This window comes from Chitinophagaceae bacterium, from assembly GCA_016713085.1.
GTDB lineage: Bacteria > Bacteroidota > Bacteroidia > Chitinophagales > Chitinophagaceae > Lacibacter.
In genome coordinates, this window is record JADJPV010000002.1 from 376,967 (window position 1) to 402,680 (window position 25,714).

Consider the following 25,714-nt stretch of genomic DNA (forward strand, 5'->3'; position numbering starts at 1 on the left):
GTTATTTTAAAGTCAGTTCATCATATGCAGCCGTTAATGGTCTTTGCAACCCATCACCTTTCCATTGTGTTTCAAATGGAAGAACCGTTGTTTTAATAAACTCTTCTTTAGTTTTTCCTGCTTTGATTTCTTTTTCGGTAAACTCCAACATGCCACCAATATAATCGCCGAATGCCTTCAGATCATCTGTTGTTCCGGTAATATCATACCCTTCGCCAGAATGGCCATATACGAATTGTGTTTTTTTGCTGAACTTCTTTTGTGCGGTTTCCAGCACATTCATCCAGCTTTTCATATTGGCGCCTGAACTGCGGTCAACAAATGGATGACGACGGTTGAACAGCAGATCGCCCATATGTACAATGTTAGCATGTTCAAAATGAATGAAGGCATCACCATTGGTATGTCCTGCACCAAAATAATGAAGGGTGATTTTTTCTTTGCCTATTTTCTGACTCCAGGTAGTACCAAAGGTTTGATCGGGATAAAGCTGTTTATCTTCTGTCTTTGCATTTTTTGCAGAACGTTCCTGGTTGATCTTTGAGTTTTCATGTGCCAACACATGTTCAACCATTCCTTTGTAGGCAATATTGCCGCTGCTGTGATCGCCATGATGGTGTGTATTGATGAGCAGTTTAAACGGTTGTTCTGTTTTCTTTTTCAACTCTTCAATTAAATGATTGCTCTGGTCAGGGAACTGTGAATCAACAACTACAATTCCTTCTTTACTCAGGTAAAACAGGATGGTTCCGCCACGTTCTGTAAAGATGCCGATATCATCAGTAAGCATTTTTATTTTCCAGGCTGGTTGCTGAAAGAATTCGGCAAGTACTGTTTTGTGAAATGCCAATGCACCCATTGTAAGTGCAGTTGATTGTAGAAATGATTTACGGTTCATATAAAAACAATTATGTATAAAAGAATGTCTGAATGAAATACAATACAAGTTGAGAAAAGTTTTGTTTAAATCAAATTAAAAGACACTGAAAGACAGGACGATCAAAAGAACTTAACCCTTGTACTATTCGTATTCCAGTTTTTTTAATTTGGGTGCTTTGAACCAGGTTGCAATAACAACAGCAATCGTCATACAGCCGCCAAACACAACAGAAGGGACAACACCCATGAGTTTTGCAGCGATACCACTTTCAAACTGCCCCAGTTCATTACTGGAGTTGATGAACATGCTGTTTACACTCAGCACCCTTCCCCGCAATTCATCAGGTGTTTTTAGCTGCAGGATTGTACCACGCACAACAATACTGATGCCATCGAGCACTCCACCCATGAACAGAGCTGCAAATGACAGCCAGAATAATTCCGATAAACCAAAAACAATAATGGTCATTCCAAAACCTGCCACTGAAAATAATAAAATTTTGCCCTGTTGTTTTTTGAGGGGGAACACTGTGAGTAGAATAACAATGATGATGGCGCCAAAATCGGCAGCTGCATTAAGCCAGCCAAAACCAATTGGTCCCACTTTTAAAATATCTTTTGCAAACACAGGAACCATGGCCACCGCTCCTCCAAATAAAACTGCAAAGAGATCAAGAACCAGTGCACCCAGCACTTCTTTTGTTTTATAAACAAAGCGCAGACCTTCTTTTACACTTTCCCATGTTTTCTTTTCTGCCTGCGGTGGTGCAGGCTTATGATCAATAGTGTTGAAAATAAGCAGAGCCATTGCAATCATTAATATAATTGCCGTTAGTGTTCCGGTTATGCCGAACCCGGCAATTAAAAAACCGGCAAGTGAATGACCGGTAACGGATGCTGTTAACCATGTGCCCTGGCTCCAGGTAACGGCATTGGCTAAGTGTGATCTTGGAACCAGTTGCGAAATGATGGCACCAAATGATGGTCCGCTGAAAGCACGGATGATACCAGTTATAAAGATGACAAGATATACAAGGTAGATGACTGTTGATTTCCCAAACTGATGCGTAAAGAAAGCGGTAGAAATAAATAAGAGTAAAGAAACACAGATGCCATAAGAAAGTACAGCACGGATGATCATGTTTCTCCGGTCGCTGCGGTCAACAATATGACCGGCATACAAAGCCATCGATACAGCAGGAATTACTTCCGATAAACCGATTAAACCCAGTGCAAGCGGATCGTTGGTGAGTTCATACATCCACCAGCCCACCAGTGTTCCCATCATTCGTAAGCCCATGATGAATAAGAATCTTGCAATGGCAAAATTTCTGAATTCGGTTATGCGAATGGAAATAAAAGGATCGTTTGCAGATTGATTGGTCACTCAGCAAATCTAAGAACTATCTGCTGAAGAGAGAAGTAAGAAGCAGCACGCTATTGGCTAATGACTAAAAACTATCGGCTTTCTTCTACGGTAGTGTGAGGTAAAACTGACCATCTTCATAGTCTTTCTCCAATGCATCAATAATTGTTTGCAGATGTTTTTCGTTCCCCAGAAAATCTGCATTGCTGGTATCAACAAACAAGGTTTTTACATTGTGCTGTTTAATGTATTGTGTATATGTTTCCTGGATGCTGAACAGATAATCGTCACTGATTTGCTGCTCATAACTGCGGTTTCTTTTTTTAATATTCTGCTGCAACTTATTAACAGGTGCATGCAGATAAATCAGCAGATCAGGTTGTACCAGTTGATTATGGATAATATCAAACAAACTTTGGTACAGGCGAAATTCATCTGTGGGCAAATTTACTTTGGCAAAGAGCAAACACTTGGTAAATAAATAATCAGAAATAGTTATTGAGTTGAAAAGATCCTGCGTATGTAACAGATCTTTCAGTTGTTTATAACGCTCTGCCATGAAAAATAATTCCAGCGGAAAAGCAAACTGCTTTGGGTTTTCATAAAACTTGGGCAGAAAAGGATTGTCGGCAAAAGCTTCCAGTATCAACCGGGCATTGTAATGTTTACTGAGTAAATGTGACAGGGTAGTTTTACCGGCACCGATATTCCCTTCTATGGTGATGAAGTGATGATTCATTCGGTCGGCAAATTAAGCCTTGCTGCGAAATACAAAAATGAAGTTGTACAGTTTGTGGAAAAATAGCTGTCAAACTTTCTTTACTTCCAGTTTATCTGCACATTCTTTTAATAAACGGTTGATTGTTTTTCGATAAACAGGATGAATTTTACGTGGAGATAATTCAGCTAAAGGAATCAACACAAAGCGCCTTTTCTGCAGGGCAGGATGGGGAAGAGTAACGGTTGATGAATGATAAATGAGCTCATCAAAAAACAAAATATCAAGATCAATGGTACGTGGCCCATATTTTTCTGTACGGATTCTTCCCAGACCAGTTTCAATTTCCAGTAAGCTTTTCATCAGGTCATCAGGTGAATGTTTTGTTTCAATAAAGATAACCTGGTTAAGAAAAGCGGCCTGTTTGGTATTACCCCAGGCGGCAGTTTCGTAGATGGATGATTCCTTTACTAAACTGCCGGATTGTTCAGTAATCTGTTTGATAGCTTTATTGAGAAACTGTTTCCGGTTTCCCATATTACTGCCCAGTAAAATGTATGCTTTGTGAATTGGCATGCTGTAAAAATAGGGGACTAAAAGTTTTTCAATCAACCGCTGAAACAAATAGCTTTGCGGCATGAATCAACCATACAGCCAGTGGAAAGCAATGCTGGCAATTTCAAGAGCAAGCCTGCGGGCAATTTTTCGCAGCCCCAGTGCGGTTGTTTTCAGTTTTGGTTTCCCGCTGATTTTTATTTTGGTGTTTGGTTTTATTGGAGGAGGAAGTCCAACTGTACGCATTGGCTTTACTCCAACAACTGATACAACACAAAATAATGCAGTGTATCAACTGCTGATGAAATATAAAACCATCCGTATTTCAGATAAAAATGCGGGAGAGTTGCAAAGTGATTTGTCGAAAGGAAGAATCACCGCTATTCTTGATATACAGCCCACCAATACTGGTCAGCTGCCTTTATATAAGATTACGATTCAAACTTCTACAGCAAGTATTGACCGGATAGCCATTCTCCAGGCAACATTAAAAGATGTAATTGTAAATATTGACCGCAGGGCTGCACCCAATGCACCAACCTATGCAAGTATTGATCTGCCGCCACCATTGCCGGGAAGAATTTACCGTACCATTGATTTTATTTTACCTGGACAGTTAGGTTTTTCGTTATTAAGTGCCGGTGTGTTTGGAGTTGCTTTTTTATTTTTCAATCTCAGGCAAACACTTGTACTGAAACGTTTCTTTGCAACACCTATAAAACGCAGTTATATTTTATTTGGTGAAGGAATCAGCCGTGTATTGTTTCAGCTCATTACTGCAGTTGTGATTTTACTGGTGGGGCATTTCCTGTTTAAGTTTACACTGGTGCATGGTGCTGTTACGTTTTTAGAATTGTTAGTACTGAGTTTAGTTGGATTGATCATCTTTATGGGTTTTGGTTTTATTGTAAGTGGGTTGGCAAAAAATGAAAGCACGATACCTCCGTTTGCCAACCTTGTAACCATGCCGCAGTTTTTATTAGCCGGAACTTTTTTCCCGATTGACACATTTCCCAAATGGTTACAGCCGATTTGTAATGTACTGCCCTTAACACATCTCAATGATGCTATGCGGAACATTGCGTTTGAAGGAAGTCATTTAGTTGATTGCGGAAAGCAGTTGGGTATCCTTGGACTATGGGGAATAGGAGTGTATATCGTAGCTATTAAAGTATTTAAATGGGAGTAAGGGGAGGGATGTGAAGTACAAAGTAAGAAGTACGGAGTAAATGACTTTTTCATTTCTGATTTTTCATTAGTTATTTTTCATTTTCATTTTATGCGTTTAGTAAAAATGTTTTTGTTTGTTTTAGCTGGGTTGTTTGCTGTTATAACCATCATTGGATTATTCATTCCATCTTCGGTAAAAATATCAAGAGGAATTGTGATTAATGCGGACAGTGCTAAAATATATCATGAATTAAGTGATGTGAAGGACTGGAACAAATGGTTGCCATGGGTCACATCCGACAGTGGTGCTCTTGTGCAGCTTTCACCTGTCACAAACCAACCCGGATCTTTTTTTAAATGGAAAGGATTGATTTATAAAAGTGCGGGCACAATCACTCTTCTGCAAATCAATCCTGATGTGATTACCACTTTATACCAGTTAAAAGATATGAATGATGCAGAAGGTGGTTTCCGTATCCGTTCAACAGGTGCAGCAAAACAGGAAACCGAAGTGCATTGGTTTATGGAATATAAATTAAAGTGGTATCCATGGGAGCGCTTCTATGGAATTTTTATGGATCATATTATTGGACCTGCTTTTGATAAGGGGCTTGAACAGTTGAAAACTTATACTGAAGAAAAAACAGTTACAGACTCTTAACTGTTCTCACCACGGAAAACTGATCTTTCCCATTGTTACTGATGGAATACCCTGCAGCTCATTACTGAACTGAATATTTCCACCTGCAATACATTCATTGGCCAGTACTGCAAAGAGCAAAGCTTCTTTTGCATCGGGATGAATTCCGAGTTCTGTTGTTAAATGAACAGCAACGCCTGGTAACAAATCTTTGATGTGCTGCATCAGCACAGGGTTATGCATTCCACCGCCACTTGCATACAAATGATAGGTGCTTCCTTCAGCCATTGTTTTTTTAATTGCTTCGGCAATTGTTTGGGCAGAAAATAAATTGAGTGTTGCCATCGTATCAAACACACTCAGTTCATGAATGCCTGCTTTTTCCTTTGCCTGCTGCAGGTACTGCAGGTTAAATAATTCCGGTCCTGTAGTTTTAGGAAATGATTGTTGAAAGAACGGATGATCTTTTAATGCATGTAATAAAGCTTCATGAACCATGCCTTGTCCTGCAATCAATCCACCCTCATCAAAATATTTTACAGGATAGTGTTGCTGCATCAATGCATCCATCATTGTATTGCCGGGTCCGGTATCGGTACTGAAAATTTTATTGGCATCTAATGAACCGGGGAGATAAGTATAATTGGCAATCCCACCCATGTTTAGCATAATACGGTCTTCATCTTTCTTAGAAAAAATAAGATAATCGCCATACACTGCGAGTGGGGCACCTTCACCACCTGCTGCAATATGTTTTTGCCTGAAATCACTGATAGTGATAATGCCAGTTGTAACGGCTAAATGATCGCCATCACCAATCTGCAATGTTGCATTCCCGAATTTCTCCTGCTGATGCAATGCCTTTGGTGCATGATATACTGTTTGACCATGACTTGCAATGAGATCAATTTCTTCTTTAACCAGCTTCCTGTTCTTTAAAAATGTATTAATCATTTCGGCCTGCTGTAATGCAATCCAGGGATTCAGCAAACAAAGTTTTTCAAAGTCAACTGTCTTTTTTGAGAAAACTGATTTGATCTCTGATTTGAAATCCGCATGATAAGGAATCGTTTCAAACGCAGTTACTTCAACTTTAGTGGCATGTCCATCACCACTTAGTTTACAAAGGGCAATATCCAGTCCATCTACAGAAGTGCCGCTCATTAATCCAATAATGTTCCGCTCTTTTTTTTGAGCGATATTAAAAAGTGAAGAAAGATTTCTGTTCATATAAAGGAATTATGAAATGCTTTAATATGCCTGATTAATGCGGTTTTGTGCATGTTAGTAATAAAAATACTGCATTTCTTTGCAGGTTTCCAGAACTTTTGTATTTTTCATTTGTCAAAGTAAGGAACAACAGTAGCCAAACCAAACATGCTTAAGCAAGAAAGACAAGCTTTTATTGTCCACCAGGTAAACCTGCACAACAGAGTTTTATCCTCCGATTTAAGCGAGCAGATCAACGTATCCGAAGATACGATCCGCAGGGATTTGCAGGAACTTTCTGATAAAGGAAAGATCATCAAAGTGCACGGAGGTGCATTATCCAAATCATTCAGCAGTTCCATTAATTCCACCAAAGTTTATTCTATTGATGCAAAGAAAACCATTGCGCAGAAAGCAGCAGCCCTCATTAAGGATGGCATGTTTGTATTAAGCAGTGGCGGTACAACCATTATTGAACTCGCAAAAGCTTTACCGGAAAATCTGCATGCAACATTTATTACAGGCAGTTTGCCCGCAGCACTGGAATATATTCATCACCCCAACATTGAAGTGATTTTTATTGGCGATAAACTTTCAAAAAGTTCACAGATAACCATTGGTGCCGAAGCAATTTTAAAGATCAGGCAGTTTAAAGTTGATTTGTGTTTTCTCGGGATCAATGCACTGGACATTGAACATGGGTTAACAGATAATGACTGGGATGTGGTGCAGGTTAAAAAAGCAATGATTGAATCAGCCGGTAAAGTAGTGGCCCTGTCCATTTCAGAAAAAATAAACAGCTGCCTGAATATACAGGTTTGTAAAGCAGCTGACCTTGATGTATTGATTACAGAAAGACCGCCGAAAGAAAAAATATTTCAACCGTATAAAAAAATAGGGATTGAAATTTTATAAGATGCAATTTGATTTCTCAACTATAAAAACTGCAAAATGAAAAAAAGTGTTCAAAAAATCACTGGCAGTTGGAGACTTGTCTCATTATTAACGATGATGGTTTTTCTTTCAGCGTTGGTAAATGCACAGGTAACCATCTCCGGTAAAATAACAGCATCCGGTAATGCTGCTGTTTCAAATGTTTCGGTAGTAATAAGGAATACCAGTTATGGTACTACTACCGATCTGAATGGAGTTTACTCTATCAGTGCAAACCTGAAACCGGGAAAATATGTTCTCGAATTTTCAGGTGTTGGACTAAAAACAAAAACCGCTGATGTTACTGTTGCTGGTGGAACAAACAGTTATTCTGTTGATGCATCATTGGCTGATGATGTACTTGGTTTGGACGAGGTAGTTGTAACCGGAACAAGTCAGGGAACCACAAAGAAGCAGTTGGGAAGCTATGTAAGTACCGTTAAGGGCGATCAGTTAACAAGGAGTGGATCAGGTAATGTGCTGTCTGCTCTCCAGGGTAAAACTGCCGGAGCACAGATTATCCAGAATTCGGGTGATCCCGCAGGTGGAATATCAGTTCGCTTAAGAGGGATCAGCTCAATTAACAGTTCCTCTGAACCATTATATATAGTTGACGGTATTATTGTGAATAACTCAACCACACGTGTAACTAATACTTCCGGTAATTATGATGGACAAAACTTTGTAGGCAACATTGGTCAGAATCGCCTTGCAGATATTAACCCTGCAGATATTGAACGAATCGAAGTATTAAATGGTGCTGCTGCTGCTGCCATTTATGGTTCAAGAGCAAATGCAGGCGTTGTTCAGATCTTTACCAAACGGGGAAGTTCAGGAGCGCCAGTTGTCAGTTTTAGCACAAGCCTTACCGTTAGTCAGTTAAGAAAAAGTGTTCCTGTTAATCAGTCGCCATTAAAGTTTGGTAATGCTACTGATGGGCCTACAGCACAAACACAGGACATTCTTACACCGGCATGGACTAATACTACTCCGGTAACACGTTATGATTATAATGATTATATTTTCCGTACAGCTATTGGTACAGATAATAATGTTTCAGTGAGCGGAGGAAAAGATAAAACCAAGTATTATACTTCTGCTTCCTATTTATTTAATCAGGGTATTATAAAGAACACAGACTTCAGCCGTTTCAGTTTCCGTACAAATATTGATCAGGCAATCAACGACAGGCTGAGTTTTACGATCGGGCTCAATTATATCAACAGTGCTTCCAATGAAAGCCTGATGGCAACTCCTTTTCTCTCCAATGAATTCCATCAACATTATTGCTAATTTTCATGATATTCAAAAACGTGATGCATTGGGAAATATTCAGGCAATAGGGGAAAGACAAAGAGCAAATCCTGTATCTGTTATTGAAGACATTAAACAACGGCAGGAAACGAGCCGCATTCTGGCATCAACCGGTTTAAAGTGGAAGCCAATCCGGAACTTAACGATTGATTATACAATGGGAATTGATAATTATTCTCAAAATGGTAAAACCTTTATTCCTCCCTTTGCATACCCGGTGAATACTGCGTTTTATGGCGGAGGATTAACATTGGATCCTGCCCAGAATGGATATGCCAGTACAGCAACGAATCATTATTTTCAGATCAACAATGAAATTAATGCTACCTACCTGGCAAAGATTAATGATAACCTGAGTTCAACAACACAGGTTGGATATTCAGTACAATACGAGAAATCCAGTTTCAGTTTATTACAGGGAAGAGGGCTTGCACCATGTGTTGAAACTGTTACAGGTGCAAGCACTGCATTGCCGGGTTCAGATAGCCGTGGTGAATTATCTGTATCTGGTACTTACCTGCAGCAAAATTTTAACTTCAAAAATCAACTCTTTGTAACAGGTGCAGTTAGAGTGGATGGTTCATCTGTTTTCGGTGAAAGTGAGCGTAACCAGGTTTACTTTAAAGGAAGCGGAAGTTATATTCTTTCAGAAACAGAATTTTGGCAAAAATCAGGTGTGTCAAAATGGTGGGACCTGTTTAAAGTAAGAATGGCTTATGGAGAATCTGGTAACTTAACCGGTATCGGACCTTATGATCGTTTTAATTCTTATTCCAGTATTGGTTTTCTTGGAAGGACATCTTTCTTTTCCAGTTCTACATTAGCAAATACAAATGTAAAACCTGAAAGACAAAAGGAAATTGAGTTTGGTACTGATCTTGGATTCCTGCAAAACCGTATAGGCGTTCAGTTCAATTATTATATCAAAAAAGTAAATGACCTTCTTATCAACAGGGTGATTGCTCCAACAACAGGATTCTCCAGTCTGCTGGATAATTTCGGATCTCTTGAAAACAAAGGATTTGAAATAGTGTTGAATCTCGGAGTGGTCAGGAAAAAAGATTTCCGTTGGGATGTAACAGGTATTTTTAACCGTAACAGAAATAAAGCATTGAAAATAGGTCAGGCATTAACCCTGTTAAGTACAAATGCAGGAGCACCGGTTGCCATTCTTGAAGGCCAGCCTATTGGTGTTTTCTATGGAACTTTTTTTGCTGTTGATGCAGGCGGCAACCAGATTAAAAATTCAAGTGGAATCCCTCTTACAGAAAGAGGGATTCAGAATAGCCCTCTTTCTTATACAACACAAAGAGACGCTGGCGGTTTACCATCAGGAACAGTATTACGTAAAGTAATTGGTGATCCGAATCCTGATTATACAGCAACTCTTGTTAACGAATTAGGGTATAAAAAACTGAGTCTGCGTTTCCAGTTTGATGCTGTACAGGGTGTGGATGTATTTAATGCCGACTGGAGAACACGCCAGGGTGTTGGTAATGGTAAAGTGGCAGAACAGGAACAGAGAGGAGAGGTGCCTAGAGGATTTGTACTCGGTAATTATAATATTGAAGAATGGCGTATTGATGATGGCTCATTTGTTAAATTAAGAGAAGTTTCTTTCAGTTATGATTTTGGAAGATTAAATAAAGTGATCAGTGGGCTGGTTGTTACCCTCAGTGGAAGAAACCTGATTTCTTTTGATAATTATAAAGGATATGATCCTGAAGTTAACTCTGGTGGTCAGAGTACAATCTTAAGAGGGATTGATTTTGGTTCTGTTCCTATTCCAAAAACATTCAATGTTGGTATCCAGGCTAAATTTTAATTCTAAAAACTGAAAATTATGTTATCAAATAATAAAAATAAAACTTGGATGATACTTGCTGTTTCAGCACTTATCCTTTCCTCCTGTAAAAAGGACTTTAGTGATCCTAACAGAGCAACAAGCGATAAAGTACTTGCATCACCAAGTGGATTAAATGGTGTAAGTGTTGGGTTGCAGAGAATTTATTCATTAGGCCGTGCTAGCTCACTTTACAATGTAGTTTCGATTAATGGGTTTGTTACTAAAGAATTAAAGCTTCTGAACCAGGGTAATTTGCCTGAGTACCAGTTAAGTCAGGGAGGTACAGCTGTTGATGGTACGAATACCATGCTGGCAGGTTTGTGGACAAGCAGTAATAAAATTATCTATGATGCAGATAATGTTATTAATGGAGCAGCGGGGCTGACTGATAAAGGAACAGCAAGTGGATTAATTGGTTATGCCTCTATTTACAAAACATTATCCATTGGAAGTATGGCTATGTTTTGGGAGCAGGTGCCTGCAGGTATAGGAACAAATGTTACGTTTATCTCAAGACAGAATGGCTTTGCGAAAGCGATTACAGTAATTGATAATGCGCTTACTGTCATTGCTGCAAATCCAATCAGTACCAGCTTTACTGCATCAATACCTGCCGGAGTGGATATTGTAAACACATTGAATGCGTTAAAAGCAAGGTATTTGTTATTCTCAGGTAATTATGCTTTGGCATTAACGACAGCGAATCTTGTTGATCTCACAAAAAAATCAACATTGAATTTTGAAGCGGCAAATCCAAATCCTATTTATGATGTGGCTGGATCCAATTTTAACGTGTATCAGCCAATAGATTCAACAATGGGATTGCTTGGAAGTTTACAGCCTGATCTTTCTGATAAACGTGTTCCTTTTTATATGGTGTTAAGCGGCTCTTCTGCATCACGCTTTTTAATGAAAGGTTTTGCTGCTGTAACAACAACTGCCTTCCCGATTTATCTTCCCGGTGAAATCACGTTAATAAAAGCGGAGTGTTATGCACGTGCCGCAACTCCGGATATTGTGAACGCATTAGCTGAACTAAATAAAATTGTTACGAAGAAAGGAGTCAATGATCCTTTTGGAGTTGGAGCTGATTTGCCACTGCTGGTGGGCCCTTTTACACAAGCAGCAATACTGGATGAGATATACAGAAATAGATGTATTGAACTGTATATGTCTGGTTTAAAACTGGAGGATATGCGCAGGTTTGGGCGAGGAGCATCAGAACGCACCCGCAACTTTATGCCTTATCCTTTCCGTGAAAGAGATAATAATTCGAATACTCCTGCTGATCCTGCAGGTTAACACTGTTTTCAGTTGTTTTAAACACAGGCCCGGCTTTTTAGCCGGGCTTTTTGATTAAGTGATATTTTTGACAAACCAAGCAACGCTTTCCCCCGGCAGCTTGTCAACTTAGCAATTAACTGAATGATCGAACAGCGGCAATTAATAAAAGACTGTTTGCGTGGCAAACCTAAAGCGCAAAAACAATTGTATGATGCATTTGCTGATACGATGCTTGGCGTTTGTTACCGCTATACCAAGTCAATGGCCGATGCGGAAGATGTATTGCAGGAATCTTTTGTAAAAGTGTTTACACATTTACACCAGTACAAGGAAGAAGGACAGTTGGGCGGTTGGATCAGGAAGATTGTAGTGAACACGGCATTAAATTATTTAAAACGTTCAAAGAATTACCAGGCTGAACTTGTTTTTCATGATGAAGGTCTGCATCCTGTATCAGATGATAATCCTGCTATGAATATGGCGGTGAAAGAAATTGCAGCATTGATCAGGCAATTACCAACCGGTTATCAAACCATCTTTAACCTGCATGCCGTGGAAGGGTTTTCGCATGTTGAAATAGGGCAGATGCTGGGTATAAAAGATACCACTTCCCGTTCGCAATACCTGCGGGCAAGATCATTACTGATTACCTGGATGGAGAACTTTGAATCTGTACACCCTAAAACCAATAATTATGCACAATAACGAATTCGAAAAAAGAGTGGGGCATAAGTTGGAGGAATTGAAATTTACTCCCTCTGATGCTGTGTGGCAAAAAGTGGAAGTACAGATCCGTGAACAGAAACGCCGCAGAAGGTTTTTCTTCTGGTGGTTGCCTGCCATTGTTTTGTGTACAGGAGTAGGGGCATGGTTTATATATTCAGCAGTAAACGGGAATCCAGAAACATCAGCAATAGTTACAACAGTACAAAAAACAGAATCATCTTCATCTATAAAGGACAATCAGAATAAACCAACTGAAACTGTTTCTGAAAGTAAATCTGTGGCTGAGAAAAAAGTAAAGAACCGGTAATTAGAAAAAGTATTGAAAAGAACATGAAGCTGCTGTTGTTATTAAAACCAAAAAGGATCTGCCGGTTGTTGATGGCTTAACAGTAAAAGAAAAACCAATTGTTGCTGAAATAAAGAACCCGATTGCAGTGAATCATGTTGAGGTGAATATTCAATTGCCTGAAGAAAAAAAGAATCCGGTTCTAACAGTAACGAAGGAACATGAGCAGCTTAAAACTGAAAAGCCCGTAGTAACAGAAAAACCGGTAGCAGAAGAAAAGCCTGTTGCAGCAGCAAAACCTGATGAGTCTGTAACACCTGTTGTAACAGAGCCCCCCGTTGTAACAGGCAAAACAACTGTAACAGAAAAATCTATTGTTACGGATAGTGCTGCTACCAATTTTGCGAAAGAACCAGTGGCTGCAGGAAAACCCTCAATCAGTAATACGAAGAAAATAGAAATTGCTTTAGTGTTGAGAGGAGGCATTGCAGATATGAGTCAGTTCTCTGAAGGCAAAATTAAGAGGGATGCTCTTTATGCTTCACCAGGTTCCGGATCTTCAGGCGGGGGTGGATACTCGTCATCTCCTTCTGATTCTGCCAAAATAAAAAATGGTGTCGGATTTACCGCAGGTGTTCAATTGAAAAAATCAATTGCTAAACGCTCTGCTTTATCAATTGGTCTTGCATATGGATATTATTCATCATCTCATACAACAAGCGGTATTGTTTATGCTGATGCACAGTTTAACAACAATCTTGGTACCAGTGTAGTAAACAATTATGCAAGGGTTGGAAACAGCTCCACTTATAAAGACAGGTATCATTTTATTGAGATACCGGTTTTGTACCATTTACAATTAAACAAAGCTGCAAAACGACCCATTCTTTTTAGCGGAGGTATAGCTTACAGCTACCTCGTCGGTTCCAACGCACAATATTATTACAGTGCAACCAAGACTTACTATTACGACCGTTCCCTGTTCAGCCGTTCGCAACTGCAGGTGCGTACAGGAATTTCATTCGGCCTGATTACGAAGATGAACTATCCTTTACAACTTGGACTTCAATACCAGTACGGTCTATCGGGTCAATGGAAAAAATCACTTGATCTTAATCAGCACCTTTCCTTTACGGGAATTCAATTATCATGGCGGCTGAATAAAAAATAAATGAAGCCATGCAACGCATGTTGCAGATTTACTGTTAATCATTCAAACACTGTTTATGCGATACAAATTATTTTTTCAGACCTTCTTCTTTTCTCTTGCCATAGCCTGGGTAACCGGCTGTACAAAAGATACCGTTACAGAATCCTATACTTTTTTTCAGCCCGTGTATAAAACAAAAGCTGAAGTTAAGGCTGAAGCAAAAAGCGGCCCCGCAATTTCTGTAAACAATCCCGGAAAATTATTTGTAAGAGGGAGTTACGCTTTTTTAAGTGAGCTGGATAAAGGTGTACACATCATTGATTTCAGCAATCCTGCTGCGCCAAGAAATATTGCCTTTGTAAATATTCCGGGTTGTGTTGATCTGGCAGTAAGAGGCAATTATCTCTATGCTGACTGCTACACTGATCTTGTAACCATTGATATCAGCGATCCGCAAAATGTGGTAGTGAAGCAATTTATAGAAGGTGTATTTCCACACAGGATGTATTCGAATGGGTTTTCTCCCGATACATCAAAAATCATCACAAGCTGGGTACGTGTTGATACAGTTGTAAAACGCAGAATGGATGATGTACCTGTGTTTATTAATACCCGCAGGGATATCATGGTGTTTGCAAACATGAGCGGAACATCGGTAAACAATTCAGCGGTAACAAACGGCACTGGCGGTTCTATGGCAAGGTTTGCATTAATGGGAGAGAGGTTGTATACGGTAAGCTGGAGTGATCTGAAAGTATTTAACACATCGAATGCTGCTTTACCTGCATATGTAAAAACAGTTACGTTCAGTCAGGGAAATATAGAAACTGTTTTCCCTTATAAGGATAAATTGTTTATTGGCTCACAAACGGGCATGTTTATTTACAATGCATCTAATCCTGATAGCCCAATCAAGCTTGGACAGTTTACGCATGCAAGGGTTTGTGATCCGGTTATTGCTGATGATCACAATGCATTTGTTACTCTTCGAAGCAACAGTGCCTGCGCAGGTTTTCTCAATCAGCTTGATGTGCTTGATATCAATAATCTCACTTCACCATCACTCATTAAATCTTATCAACTGAAGGAACCTGCCGGGCTTTCAAAAGATGGAAACCTGTTATTGATTTGCGACGGAAAAGATGGTTTGAAATTTTTTGATGCAACCAATGTAAATAGTCTGGTGCAGATAAAGCAAATCAGTGGAATGGAAACCTATGATGTAATTGCTTTAGGCGGATTAGCCATTACTGTTGCAAAAGACGGATTGTATTTTATTAACTATTCCAATCCTGCAAATGCTGCTGTTGTTGGTAAGATTTCGATTATAAAATAATTGTATGAAAGAATTAATATTTTGTGCTGTCAGTATGCTGATTGTTTTCACCGTGCAGGCTCAACAGATAAAATCAAAAGGAGCATTATCAGTTTCAGCAGAAACAGCTTTACTCAACGGCGATAATCATGTAAATGGTCAGGTTCTGTTATCAGCTGGGTATGAATTCAAAGGATGGTATATTGGCGCAGGATCATGATTTGATTATTACAAATACAGAACGGTTCCGGTTTTTGCAGATGTTAAAAAGTATTTCGGGAAAGGAAACAGGCAATTATTCATTTACGCAAACGCAGGAACTGATATCGCCTGGCCAACTGAGAACCAAAAAAATCTTCGTAATAATGGTGGCTGGTGGGGGTGGAGCCCTTCCCCCGGTGTATTCAAAAATGGAATTTATACCGATTTGGGTTTTGGATATACATTGTTTAACAGTAAGCACAGGGGAATTTTTACAACACTTGGCTACAGTACAAAAACAATTACAGAAATCTATGATGAATCGGTCTGGAACGGAACAACTTCCGTTATGACAAAACGCACAATGGATTACACAATGAACCGCATCCTGTTCAGAATCGGGTATAAGTTTTAAGAGAGAGTTACGCCACTTCTATTTTCCAGTGATAAATTTCAGATTCCGTTTAATGCCTGTAAACTTTGTACGCTTCAATGCTGAGTGTTTGAAGACTTGTTTAAACGCTTCTTCACTCATTTCTTGCCATTCTTTAGTTGACAGGTTTAAAATTTCAGGAACAGGGGTAAAGCTGGCTTCTGTTGTTGTTTTGCTAAAGCGGTTCCATGGGCATACATCCTGGCATACATCACAGCCAAACATCCAGCTATCGAATTTTCCTTTCATGCTTTCATCAATCAAAGCATCTTTTAATTCTATTGTGAAGTAAGAAATACATTTACTGCCGTCAATAATTTTGCCAGGAAGGATTGCATCTGTCGGGCATTCATCCACACATCTTGTGCAACTGCCGCAATAGTCTTTTGCAAATGGTGAATCAGCTTCTAATTCTAAATCGCAAATTAAAGTTGCAATAAAAAAGAAGGAACCACTTTGTTTAGTAATCAAATTCCCATTCTTACCTATCCATCCCAAGCCACTCCGTTGGGCCCAAGCACGTTCAAGCACGGGAGCGCTGTCAACAAATCCTCTTCCGTTAATATCGCCGATAGTAGTTTTAAGTGATGCAATGAGTTCATGCAGTTTATTACGGATCACTTCATGATAATCTTTTCCGTAAGCATATTTCGAAATCTTTGGTGCATCATCCTGTTGTTTTGATGAAGGATAATAATTCAGCATCAGTGTAATCACACTTTTTGCCCCGGGTACCAGCTTTGCAGGATCAACCCTCAGGTCAAAATGATTTTCCATGTACTGCATGGTTCCGTTCATGCCTTTGTTTAACCATGTTTCCAGCCGCCGTGCATCGTCATCAAGTTTCTCTGCTTTGGCAATACCGCAATAGGCAAAGCCAAGCTCTGCGGCAGTTTGTTTAATGATGCTGGTATATTGATCAATATTGTTATGCAAAGACAAAGTATTAACTCTGGAGTAAGCTGAAAGTGTTGCTAAATTATTAATCTAATTTTTATCTTCTACATGCAGGCTGTGTATCAGGCGATGTAATGCAGGTGCCAATATCAAACCGATATTAGTAATAAAAACAACTCCGCTGAATAAGGCATAGAACGAAGAAAACCATTTACCTGCATCTGAAGTAATTGCTACCACCGGCCCCATACCACTTAAAATCATGGAGGCATTGTGCAACGCATCCAGCCAGGGAATGTTGTCGCTGTAATGGTAACCGAGAATACCAATAAACAGGCAAACGATTAAAATAACAGTTGCAAGAAAAATACTCCAAGCTACACGTTTGTAAAAGACTTCCTTTGGAGCAAGCGGTTGTTTTTTTATGTTCGTACATGGTAAATGTTTGAAAGTATTCGCAAAATAAAAAGGAGTTTCATCATTTACAGATAAATTGGTTGTCAACGGCTGCTTTGAATTGATTATACAATTCCCTTTTCTGTATATCCCGTTCTTTTTTTGATAAAATGATACAGGCATAGCCGCGGCAATAATCAATCCATACAAAGGGGCTGTTTTGCGAAACACAATTCACCACTGTTCCATCTTTTGTTTCTAACCATGTTCCTAATCCGTAATTGAAACCACTCATGAAAGGAGGGGTGTATTTATTCAATGCGGATCCTGTTTGCAGTTTCATCATTTCTGCAACTGAAGACTCACTGATGATTTGTTTGCCGTTGAACTTCCCTTTATTCAGCAGCATGGATAAAAAATTCATGTATTCGGTGGCAGTTGATTTGGCACCATCAGCCGGGCTCATTGCTGAAGTATAATTGCTGAATGTTGTAAAACGCATATTAAGCGGACGTAACAATTTCTCCTGGATTAACCTGTCGAATTTCTTTTTGGTGATTACTTCCAGTACACGGCCAACGATATTTGGCCCCATCTCGTTGTACTGAAACCAAGCGCCGGGGTTATTGGCGATATCTCTTTTCTCTGCATAGTAATTCACTTCTTCTTCAAGGGTTGAAAAACTTTTTTTCTGAAACAGTTTACCTGCACCTGTTTTATCGGCTTCAATTCCTGAAGTATGACTCAAACAATTCCGGATAGTAATGTAACCTTTCATCCATTTAGGAAAAATGGGCAGATACTTACCAACATTGTCATCCAGTTTCAATTTGCCTTCATCCACTAATATCATAACCAACGCCGCTGTTAACCATTGACTGCTTTCACCAATCGGTGCCTGTATATTGGGGCGAAAATCTCCTAATGTTTTCTGGTAAGCGATCTTTCCATCTTTATAAATCATTAATACCTGATCATCACCTAATAATTTTGATTGTTCAGCATCAGTTGCTCCACCTCAGCAAAGTTTTGTGCATAAGAAAGAACAGATAGTAGAAGGAAAGAAAAAAGAAATAAAACAGGTTTCATACCAATGTTGATTTATATGGCTAAAGATATTTGAAAAGTAGATGCAATGAGAACAGGAAAAGAGAAGATTAACAATTCTGCCAGTATTTAAGAAAAAACCGGAATCAACTTATAAGCCAGGACTCGGTGAGGCTGCTTTTATCTGTAACAATGATGTCATTGCTGCAGCAAGGATCATTTTCATATCCTTATCAATGGATTTGCTGAGCCAGATGATATTTTTATTTGTACCCATCGCACCACCACCATAATATTGAACTGCACAAAGCGGCTCTCCATTTTCCTGAAACTCATAACCAAGAGAGGGGATAGAACGGTTGTCATTGGATGTAACCGGAAGAATCAGGATTCTCCGTTCGCCATTGGTAAGAAATGCATCATAATATTTATCTTCTACATTAGTCCTGAAAACACTCAAGAATAGAGCCCATGTGTTAGCAGTGTCTTCATTGATGTTGATAAAGGCCGTGAAGTTTCCTGATTCAGAAAGTAATTCATCACTGCCAATAGAAAAATGCGGAAGGATTTCAATTTCACGCAACCCGTTTACCTTTATTCTGCGTGCTGCATTTACCCTTGCTGTGTCGGCTGAATGGTTGGTTAGCAGGAATGAAAATTTTTCCGTTGTAGTACTTTCTGTTTTTCGATTGAAAAGTGACGCCTTGTTGCTGGCCGTTGTCCAGTTTAGTTTGCTTGATACTACTTCATAGTCACCAAAACGGAACTTCCAGATTTTTCCAAACCATTGCGTACCCATTTTTACATTCAGCACATCTGCATTTTTTGACAGGCTGCCGCTTACTGCAATCGTTCCTTTTTGTGCTGCGCCGGAATTTGAAATGAAAAAAAGTGTGCAGATGAAAATCAATTTCATGGCAAGTGTGTTCAAAAAAAATGATTTAATTCTAAGCTACTGCTTATTTCCCTTTTTTTCACTGCAAACAGATGTTTATTCAAAAAACCCTGTCTTAAACCGCCATTATTGTGTTTAATACCAGTTTTCTGAAAATACCCGCCAGCCGCAGTATTCAAGCCGTTTAATGCATCTATATTCACCCAACTAAAATTAAAAAAATGAAACAAACTTTCTTATCAGTGTTAGCTTTTTCTGTTTTATTGATTTCCTGTAATACAGAAACAGTAACAAAAACGGAAACGGTCACCTTTAGCCTTGATTCAGCGAAAGCAGCTATTGCAGCAAGTAACAGTACTTACGGTAGTAATTTTTCAACGGGTGATTCTGTTGCATTTGTAAGTCATTATACAAGTGATGCCTGTATCAGTCCATCGAATATGCCACGCATGTGCGGTGCCCAGGCAATCACTGCCTTTTTCAACGGTGGTTATAAAATGGGCATCAGGGATATTAAATTAACAACAGAAGAAGTTATGGGAGGAAAAGATGCTGTTGTTGAAACAGGTACGTATGAAATTCTGGGCGACAAAGGAGTTTCTTTCGACAAAGGAAAATTTATTGTTATCTGGAAAGAGGAAAATGGCAAATGGAAAATGCACAGAGATATCTGGAATACAGACATGCCTGCAGCTGCGCCTGCGAAATAAATCTTTTGAAGCTTTATAAAAAACCGGAACAAACTGTTCCGGTTTTTTTATAAGTTGTCAGTTGCAAAAGCAACCGTTGAAACAGTGGGTACTAATTCTTCAATATTTTAAACTCCACTCTTCTGTTTAATTGTCTCCCTTCGTCTGTATCATTTGTGGCCACAGGTTTGGTTTCACCATAGCCATGATGAATGATTCTGTTTGCCGGGATGCCCTGTGCGATTATATATTCTACTGCCGAACGTGCACGGTTGTCACTGAGTTTAATATTGTATTCATCCGAACCACGGCTGTCGGTATGTGCACTTAATTCAATTTCAATGGAAGGATTTTCTTTCAGCAGCGTAACCACTCTGCCCAATTCAATAAATGATTCCGGACGAAGATCCCACTTGTCAAAATCAAAGAATACATTGTTTAAACGAACTACCTGGCCAATTTCTATCGGCATTAGATAAAGATCTTTGTGAATGGTTCTGTTACCTGCCCTGATCAGTGAATCAAGATTCAGGTTTTCTGATTGTGCAAAGAAATGATCGGCAGTTGCACGGATGAGATAATTTTTATCATACGGTAATACAATCTGGAATGCACCATCGCCGGGGCTTGATAATCCCTGACCGGCAATCACTCCATCAGGTAATGTTTCATAAATAAGATTTGCACTGAGTGGCTGCTTTGTTTTTGCATTGTACACATTGCCACTTACGATTAAAACAGGATCAGGTTTTTCAATCTCTAATAATTTCACACGAACAATATCGCTTTGCCCCAATGAATTGAAACTGCTGGTGAGGTAGGCATATTCACCACCTGCATCTAAAGTAAAGAAGGCATCAAAATCTGCTGAGTTTATGGGTTCACCAAGATTCACAGGATCGCTCCATTTCAACCATGTTTTATCCAAACGTTTTGTCATCCAGATATCCTGGTCGCCTAAACCACCCGGCCTGTTACTGCTGAAATAAAGTGTTGCACCATCAGAAGCTAAGTAAGGAGTGATTTGATTATAACCGGTAAGATTGATTTTTTTTCCTAAGCTTTTGGGTTCTGTCCATGTTCCATCTGCTTCGGGAAAGCACACATAAATTTTATTGATATAACTTTTTGATTCTTCACTCATGTACAGTAACAAAGCCTGTCCATCACTCGACATGGCAGCCCCTGATTGAAAACCACGATCATACTTCAGGTAGTTTTTGATCTTCAGCATCTGCGGTTTGCTCCATCGTCCATCTGGTTTCATAATACTCATACTAACACCATTGCCATAGTAATCACCATCTACAAATGCATTGCGTAACAGTATCCTGTTTTTATCAGGAGAGATCCAGTACACAGCATTGTAGTTTGCAGTATTAAAAGGTGTGCCAAGGTGAACTGCATCAGTCCATTTACCAGTCAGCGTATCTCTGATAGAATACCAGATGTCCTGCGAATTATTTACTTCATAGGCATGCGAATTATCAGGGTGACCTTCGCAGATAAAAAACAACAGGTTGCCATCAGCAGAAATTGTCGGGCGTAATTCTGCTAATTGCGAATTCACCCGAAAGCCAAGATTTTCAATTTTAACGATGGTATTAGTAGTAATAATTTTTTCTTTTTGTTCAACCAGTTTGCCAATTGTATCAACTAAGGGTTGTGCAGTTGCAAAAGAAAAGGTCAGAAAGAGGAGTATGTGAGAAATAACTCGTTTCACGGGTTTTGGATTTGCTGCTAAATTAGAACAAAAATGGTGGCTGGGGAAGAGGGAAAATACGTTTGCTGAGGATGAGGAAATTATGCAGGGGAAAGTCTTTTGTTCAGCAAGTCGTTATGTTTCTGAGTAAATTGATCTGCAGGAGTGGATGTATTATTGCTTTTTCACCTGCTTTGGCGCTTGTTTACTCTTTAACTCCCTTTTCTTTTCTGAAATAGATTTTACAATAGTTTGTCCGTGAATGATCTGTAATTTGTCTTTCACCTTTGCAAGGGAGATGGCGTAAGCTTCTTTCACTAATTTCTTCATGTAAGTTTTAGGAAAGCTTTTTTTATCTGTAACCAAAATGTAACGGTACTGGTTTCCATTACCGAGAAGAATTTTGTCAGGATCAGAAAGCTCACTTCCCCAATAAAAACCGAAATGAATATTCTTACTTGTTCTTCCTATGGCAATACTGCAGAAGATATGTCCCACCCGGTCAGTGGGCGACCAGCCAATAGCAACAGCATTATAGTTATCGTAAATCAATTCATTGGTTTTGGGATATAAATCCCATGCAAAATCCCTGAGCCACAAAATAATTTCTTTCTTGTCTGCATCAAATGGCTGCAGAAATGATAATAGTTTGGTTGATTGGTCTTTGCTCATTCTTGCAGAAAGGATGAAATGCTTTGAATGAAGTTGTTCTTAAAAATACTAAACTATTCTGAAATATTATTTGCTTTTGCTGCGGAAATAGTAATAAAAGAACACACCACTCAGCACAAGCCCCAGGCCAATGAGTGATTGTTTCGGTTCAGTAATAACGGTGTTGATGAGTAAGGCAATAGAAAAAAGCATGATGACAGCAGGAATTACAGGATAGCCAATCACTTTTGCTTTAATCGTTCCATTCCGTTTCATTTTAAACAAAGCAAGTGCCAGTAAACTGTAAAAAAGAAAACCTGCAAAAATGACCATATTGGTAAGCATATCGAAAGTGCCCGATATAACCAGTATACAGCTCCACAGCATTGTATATAATAATGCAACAGATGGAGTACGGTAAACAGGATGCACTGTTGCTGCTTTTTGAAAAAAGAATTTTTCCTGCGCCATACGGTAATAGATTCTTGCATGTGCAAGAATAATTCCGTTCAGCGTTCCAAATACAGAGATCATGATTAATACAACAATCAGTGATTGACCCACTTTGCCCAGCAATGTTTCTGCAACAACGGCTGCACCAATTCTACTTTGATCTACTGCTCTCAGTTTCTCCAGTGAAAGCACATTCATATAGGCAAAATTCACCAGCACATATAATAACATGGCAATTGCCACTCCGCTCATAATAGCAATGGGAATATTCCGTTTTGGATTTTTTAATTCACCGGTGATGAAAGAAATATTACTCCATCCATCGTAAGCCCAGAATGCACTGAGCATTGCCGCCAGTACTGCACTGAGCAAAGCTGTACCGTGCAGAGTTAAGCCGGGTTCAGTTATAACAACCACAGCTTCTTTTACCGGAGAATAAGAGAGACCCAGAACGATGAGTAAAAGAATACCGATGATTTTTGCTGATGTAACAATATTATTCACCAGCCCGCCATTTTGCACGCCACGGTAATTGACCCATGTGAGTAATGCGATAGCAGTAATGGCTAATAATTTAATACCTCCATCAGCAAACGGAAATACGAAACCGGCAATGGAAACATGTTCCAGTGAATGAAATGGATTGCCTAAGGGAATAAATACATTCACCGTTTGTGCAAAAATAAAACCCAACGCTGCAACAGATGCACAACCCATAATGGTGAAATCGGTCCAGCCAAAAAGAAAGGAAAAAAAGTTGCCAAATGAAAGACGCAGGTATTCATATACACCGCCTGACTCTTCGGTTAACGAAGAAAGCCCCGCTAATGTAAATGCACCAAACATGGTGATGATGCCGGCACCAACCCATGCAGCAATGATCCATCCTTCACTCAACCCTGTTTGTGCCATGGGAATGATCTTCTTAAACACACCTGAGCCAATCATCATTCCGGCAACTAACAAAATACCTGTGCTTAATCCAAGTACACGTTTAAGTGTTGGTTGTGGATTGGTGGAGGATGAATTTGTTTCCATGATGATTCATTGAAATAGTTTAAAAGCAAAGGATGTTCCTGTTCTTTTCCCAATTCTTCAATCGTTTTCTTTGCTGCTGCCAGCCGTATCTGTTTATTCTTCTCCACCAGTTTAGACGTAGCCCATTTTTCTACTTTATGATGCAGCGGTACTAATAATGCTGCAATACAAACCAGGGCCAGCAACATCAGCACCGGAGAGTGGTGGGTGATGCGTTCTAAAAAAGGATGCAGCAATAGATTGAGAAATTCAAATACAATCAGCAGGGCAATTACACCAAAGAATTCGATAAGTTTGGTGTTGGTAATAAAACTGCGGCTCAGTAATAAATACAATGTAAGTAAAACTATGATACCTATGGCCAGTAAGGCATATTGAATATTCTGTTTACGTTCGTCTTCTGCTTTTATTTGTTCTGCCGCTGCTTCCTGCTGCCGCAGATCTTCTTCAAAGGTCATTAACAATATTTGCTGATTGGTTTTGCTGGTGGTTAACGAATCGTTGGCAGTTTTTAAAACCTTTGCATATTTTAATGTGCTGTCGCAATTTGTTTTTTCATAGATATCAGTGAGCAGTTTTGCCGGTTTACTGCTCAGGTAAAAGAAAGAAGTATTGTTCACCGCTGCAATAGCTTTTTTTGCATAGAAGGCGCAGGAGTCGGTTTGATTAAATCGCTGATAATGCTCTGCCAAACCATTATATAGCAGATTGAGATACCTGATATTAGAAGAGCCCTTGTTTTGGTTGATAGCCATATTAAAATAACTAACAGCAAGCTGGGCGTTACCCAATTTACTATGTACGCCGCCAAGGTTTGAAAAAACAAAACCATTATTGGAAATGATTTTTAGCCGCACAAAAATTTCATAAGCCCTTTGTGAATACATCAGCGATGAATCTAAGCTATTGGTAGCAAGATATACGGCGCCCAGATTTGACGGGGCCCAGGCTTTTATTGTTTCATTGTGTCCTTTATCAGCATGTGCTACTGATGACAGGTAAATGCTTTTGGCCTTATCATATTCCTCCCTGTCTCTGTAAATATGTGCTGTCTGATTTTCTGCAAAAGCCAATAAAGACAAGTTATTGGTTTTTTCTGCAGTAACAATGGCTTTATGGTGGTAATCGAGGGCTTTAATACTGTTTCCCAGCAGCCGGTAACCCTGCCCTAAAAAGGAATAAGCAACCGTTTTTTCAATGTTACTGCTTTCACCTTTGGATTGATTCAATATTTTCAGCCCTGTTTGAATACACCATTCGGGGTTATTATTAATTTCTGTACCGATCAGGCTTATGAGTAAATCAAATTTTTTATCGCCATCTTTTTCCACAGCCACTTTTTGGAGTATGGAATCTACATTGATCCCTTGGGCAAATACAGTTTGCATACTTGCAACAAAACAAAAGAGGGCTATTATTTTTTTCATGACATTCATATTGATTTTATCACTGAAATTCAGAATGGTTGATTTTAACTTCTTTTAATAAGGGTTGAATGAAGGTGTTTTACCTTCCACTGTTTTCTTTCTTTCACTAAAACGACTGTTTCCAGCCATTGTACGGTTGCCTGTTTGCCATCTTTTATTATTACTGACTGAAGACGATAAGTAGCCCAAGCCATTGTTTTATATGCTGTGGTATTGATGAACTCAAAACTATTGGTACGTTTAAAATCTGCCGATTGGTTCAGTGTAATAGCTTTCAATATAAGTGTATCGATGTTCCATACCTGGCCATATTCGTACAATGTAATATCTGCTGTGCTGTAAGTTTTAAGGCTAACTGAATCCCGATTAGATAATGCATCAAACATCTTAATAATGGTTTGTTGCACGGCTTGGTGATTATTGGTTGTTGACTGTTGAGCCTGTAACAATGTTATGCAGAAAATTGAGGTGAGAAGGAATGCTATTTTTTTCAT

24 protein-coding genes and 1 pseudogene are annotated in these 25,714 nt (G+C 39.2%); 11 read left to right on the forward strand and 14 right to left on the reverse strand.

The annotated features are described in order from the left end of the window. Position 1: 1 nt before the first annotated feature. The 4 genes from IPK31_14265 to folK all read right to left on the reverse strand — a co-directional run bounded on the left by IPK31_14265 (position 2) and on the right by folK (position 3,539). A complete protein-coding gene (locus IPK31_14265; protein MBK8089001.1) occupies positions 2–898 on the reverse strand; it encodes an MBL fold metallo-hydrolase in 897 nt (298 codons plus the stop codon). Positions 899–1,021: 123 nt separating this feature from the next. Next, complete coding sequence (locus IPK31_14270; GenBank protein ID MBK8089002.1) at positions 1,022–2,266, reverse strand: MFS transporter; 1,245 nt, start codon at positions 2,264–2,266, stop codon at positions 1,022–1,024. An 85-nt stretch (positions 2,267–2,351) separates the two neighbouring features. Then, positions 2,352–2,984, reverse strand: a complete 633-nt coding sequence (locus IPK31_14275) for a deoxynucleoside kinase (protein ID MBK8089003.1) — start codon at positions 2,982–2,984, stop codon at positions 2,352–2,354. Between the two features lie 69 nt (positions 2,985–3,053). After that, complete coding sequence (gene folK, locus IPK31_14280) at positions 3,054–3,539, reverse strand: 2-amino-4-hydroxy-6-hydroxymethyldihydropteridine diphosphokinase (protein ID MBK8089004.1); 486 nt, start codon at positions 3,537–3,539, stop codon at positions 3,054–3,056. A gap of 61 nt (positions 3,540–3,600) precedes the next feature. Here folK and IPK31_14285 point away from each other — a divergent pair, with 61 nt between their 5' ends. After that, on the forward strand, positions 3,601–4,707 hold the full coding sequence (locus IPK31_14285) for an ABC transporter permease (GenBank protein MBK8089005.1): 1,107 nt from the start codon (positions 3,601–3,603) through the stop codon (positions 4,705–4,707). A 90-nt stretch (positions 4,708–4,797) separates the two neighbouring features. Then, positions 4,798–5,349, forward strand: coding sequence for an SRPBCC family protein (locus IPK31_14290; GenBank protein ID MBK8089006.1), 552 nt, complete (start codon positions 4,798–4,800; stop codon positions 5,347–5,349). A gap of 6 nt (positions 5,350–5,355) precedes the next feature. Here IPK31_14290 and IPK31_14295 read toward each other — a convergent pair whose 3' ends face one another. Then, positions 5,356–6,558, reverse strand: a complete 1,203-nt coding sequence (locus IPK31_14295) for an anhydro-N-acetylmuramic acid kinase (protein MBK8089007.1) — start codon at positions 6,556–6,558, stop codon at positions 5,356–5,358. A gap of 147 nt (positions 6,559–6,705) precedes the next feature. Between IPK31_14295 and IPK31_14300 the strand changes: the two genes are divergently transcribed. The 8 genes and pseudogenes from IPK31_14300 to IPK31_14335 all read left to right on the forward strand — a co-directional run bounded on the left by IPK31_14300 (position 6,706) and on the right by IPK31_14335 (position 15,611). Next, the gene (locus IPK31_14300; GenBank protein MBK8089008.1) at positions 6,706–7,452 is read left to right on the forward strand and encodes a DeoR/GlpR transcriptional regulator; all 747 of its coding nucleotides are present in this window, start codon (positions 6,706–6,708) and stop codon (positions 7,450–7,452) included. A 36-nt stretch (positions 7,453–7,488) separates the two neighbouring features. Continuing rightward, positions 7,489–10,609 (forward strand): annotated as a pseudogene (locus tag IPK31_14305) (SusC/RagA family TonB-linked outer membrane protein). Positions 10,610–10,627: 18 nt separating this feature from the next. Continuing rightward, the gene (locus IPK31_14310) at positions 10,628–11,932 is read left to right on the forward strand and encodes a RagB/SusD family nutrient uptake outer membrane protein (GenBank protein MBK8089009.1); all 1,305 of its coding nucleotides are present in this window, start codon (positions 10,628–10,630) and stop codon (positions 11,930–11,932) included. Between the two features lie 126 nt (positions 11,933–12,058). Continuing rightward, positions 12,059–12,619, forward strand: a complete 561-nt coding sequence (locus IPK31_14315; GenBank protein ID MBK8089010.1) for an RNA polymerase sigma factor — start codon at positions 12,059–12,061, stop codon at positions 12,617–12,619. Next, positions 12,609–12,947, forward strand: coding sequence for a hypothetical protein (locus IPK31_14320; protein MBK8089011.1), 339 nt, complete (start codon positions 12,609–12,611; stop codon positions 12,945–12,947). The genes IPK31_14315 and IPK31_14320 overlap by 11 nt, the downstream gene beginning before the upstream one ends. A gap of 127 nt (positions 12,948–13,074) precedes the next feature. After that, complete coding sequence (locus IPK31_14325) at positions 13,075–14,097, forward strand: outer membrane beta-barrel protein (GenBank protein MBK8089012.1); 1,023 nt, start codon at positions 13,075–13,077, stop codon at positions 14,095–14,097. A gap of 55 nt (positions 14,098–14,152) precedes the next feature. Continuing rightward, positions 14,153–15,412, forward strand: a complete 1,260-nt coding sequence (locus tag IPK31_14330; protein ID MBK8089013.1) for a hypothetical protein — start codon at positions 14,153–14,155, stop codon at positions 15,410–15,412. A gap of 4 nt (positions 15,413–15,416) precedes the next feature. After that, the gene (locus IPK31_14335; protein MBK8089014.1) at positions 15,417–15,611 is read left to right on the forward strand and encodes a hypothetical protein; all 195 of its coding nucleotides are present in this window, start codon (positions 15,417–15,419) and stop codon (positions 15,609–15,611) included. A gap of 414 nt (positions 15,612–16,025) precedes the next feature. Here IPK31_14335 and queG read toward each other — a convergent pair whose 3' ends face one another. The 4 genes from queG to IPK31_14355 all read right to left on the reverse strand — a co-directional run bounded on the left by queG (position 16,026) and on the right by IPK31_14355 (position 19,281). Continuing rightward, complete coding sequence (gene queG, locus IPK31_14340; protein ID MBK8089015.1) at positions 16,026–16,961, reverse strand: tRNA epoxyqueuosine(34) reductase QueG; 936 nt, start codon at positions 16,959–16,961, stop codon at positions 16,026–16,028. Positions 16,962–17,012: 51 nt separating this feature from the next. Further along, positions 17,013–17,426 (reverse strand): hypothetical protein, encoded by a 414-nt coding sequence (locus tag IPK31_14345; protein ID MBK8089016.1) that lies wholly within the window; start codon positions 17,424–17,426, stop codon positions 17,013–17,015. After that, positions 17,401–18,282, reverse strand: coding sequence for a beta-lactamase family protein (locus IPK31_14350; protein ID MBK8089017.1), 882 nt, complete (start codon positions 18,280–18,282; stop codon positions 17,401–17,403). Before IPK31_14350 ends, IPK31_14345 begins: the two co-directional genes overlap by 26 nt. Before the next feature lie 234 nt (positions 18,283–18,516). Next, positions 18,517–19,281 carry a hypothetical protein gene (locus IPK31_14355; GenBank protein ID MBK8089018.1) on the reverse strand — a complete coding sequence of 255 codons (765 nt, stop codon included), beginning with the start codon at positions 19,279–19,281 and terminating at the stop codon, positions 18,517–18,519. A 200-nt stretch (positions 19,282–19,481) separates the two neighbouring features. Here IPK31_14355 and IPK31_14360 point away from each other — a divergent pair, with 200 nt between their 5' ends. Continuing rightward, entirely contained in the window at positions 19,482–19,970 is a 489-nt protein-coding gene (locus IPK31_14360) for a DUF4440 domain-containing protein (protein ID MBK8089019.1), read from the forward strand. A gap of 91 nt (positions 19,971–20,061) precedes the next feature. Here IPK31_14360 and IPK31_14365 read toward each other — a convergent pair whose 3' ends face one another. The 5 genes from IPK31_14365 to IPK31_14385 all read right to left on the reverse strand — a co-directional run bounded on the left by IPK31_14365 (position 20,062) and on the right by IPK31_14385 (position 25,714). Continuing rightward, positions 20,062–21,672 (reverse strand): OmpA family protein, encoded by a 1,611-nt coding sequence (locus IPK31_14365; GenBank protein ID MBK8089020.1) that lies wholly within the window; start codon positions 21,670–21,672, stop codon positions 20,062–20,064. A 153-nt stretch (positions 21,673–21,825) separates the two neighbouring features. Continuing rightward, positions 21,826–22,323 carry a hypothetical protein gene (locus IPK31_14370; GenBank protein ID MBK8089021.1) on the reverse strand — a complete coding sequence of 166 codons (498 nt, stop codon included), beginning with the start codon at positions 22,321–22,323 and terminating at the stop codon, positions 21,826–21,828. 66 nt (positions 22,324–22,389) lie between these two features. Further along, positions 22,390–23,793, reverse strand: a complete 1,404-nt coding sequence (locus IPK31_14375) for an amino acid permease (GenBank protein MBK8089022.1) — start codon at positions 23,791–23,793, stop codon at positions 22,390–22,392. Beyond that, entirely contained in the window at positions 23,733–25,220 is a 1,488-nt protein-coding gene (locus IPK31_14380) for a tetratricopeptide repeat protein (GenBank protein MBK8089023.1), read from the reverse strand. Before IPK31_14380 ends, IPK31_14375 begins: the two co-directional genes overlap by 61 nt. Before the next feature lie 44 nt (positions 25,221–25,264). Continuing rightward, a complete protein-coding gene (locus IPK31_14385) occupies positions 25,265–25,714 on the reverse strand; it encodes a nuclear transport factor 2 family protein (GenBank protein ID MBK8089024.1) in 450 nt (149 codons plus the stop codon).

Bases quoted from the DNA above. Each gene is read 5' to 3' on its own strand.
- IPK31_14265 (MBK8089001.1), bottom strand. From the start codon at position 898: ATGAACCGTAAATCATTTCTACAATCAACTGCACTTACAATGGGTGCA.
- IPK31_14375 (MBK8089022.1), bottom strand. From the start codon at position 23,793: ATGGAAACAAATTCATCCTCCACCAATCCACAACCAACACTTAAACGT.
- IPK31_14290 (MBK8089006.1), top strand. From the start codon at position 4,798: ATGCGTTTAGTAAAAATGTTTTTGTTTGTTTTAGCTGGGTTGTTTGCT.
- folK (MBK8089004.1), bottom strand. From the start codon at position 3,539: ATGCCAATTCACAAAGCATACATTTTACTGGGCAGTAATATGGGAAAC.
- IPK31_14310 (MBK8089009.1), top strand. From the start codon at position 10,628: ATGTTATCAAATAATAAAAATAAAACTTGGATGATACTTGCTGTTTCA.
- IPK31_14295 (MBK8089007.1), bottom strand. From the start codon at position 6,558: ATGAACAGAAATCTTTCTTCACTTTTTAATATCGCTCAAAAAAAAGAG.
- IPK31_14350 (MBK8089017.1), bottom strand. From the start codon at position 18,282: ATGATTTATAAAGATGGAAAGATCGCTTACCAGAAAACATTAGGAGAT.
- IPK31_14285 (MBK8089005.1), top strand. From the start codon at position 3,601: ATGAATCAACCATACAGCCAGTGGAAAGCAATGCTGGCAATTTCAAGA.
- IPK31_14380 (MBK8089023.1), bottom strand. From the start codon at position 25,220: ATGAAAAAAATAATAGCCCTCTTTTGTTTTGTTGCAAGTATGCAAACT.
- IPK31_14320 (MBK8089011.1), top strand. From the start codon at position 12,609: ATGCACAATAACGAATTCGAAAAAAGAGTGGGGCATAAGTTGGAGGAA.
- IPK31_14360 (MBK8089019.1), top strand. From the start codon at position 19,482: ATGAAACAAACTTTCTTATCAGTGTTAGCTTTTTCTGTTTTATTGATT.
- IPK31_14275 (MBK8089003.1), bottom strand. From the start codon at position 2,984: ATGAATCATCACTTCATCACCATAGAAGGGAATATCGGTGCCGGTAAA.
- IPK31_14385 (MBK8089024.1), bottom strand. From the start codon at position 25,714: ATGAAAAAAATAGCATTCCTTCTCACCTCAATTTTCTGCATAACATTG.
- IPK31_14330 (MBK8089013.1), top strand. From the start codon at position 14,153: ATGCGATACAAATTATTTTTTCAGACCTTCTTCTTTTCTCTTGCCATA.
- IPK31_14355 (MBK8089018.1), bottom strand. From the start codon at position 19,281: ATGAAATTGATTTTCATCTGCACACTTTTTTTCATTTCAAATTCCGGC.
- IPK31_14370 (MBK8089021.1), bottom strand. From the start codon at position 22,323: ATGAGCAAAGACCAATCAACCAAACTATTATCATTTCTGCAGCCATTT.
- IPK31_14300 (MBK8089008.1), top strand. From the start codon at position 6,706: ATGCTTAAGCAAGAAAGACAAGCTTTTATTGTCCACCAGGTAAACCTG.
- IPK31_14335 (MBK8089014.1), top strand. From the start codon at position 15,417: ATGAAAGAATTAATATTTTGTGCTGTCAGTATGCTGATTGTTTTCACC.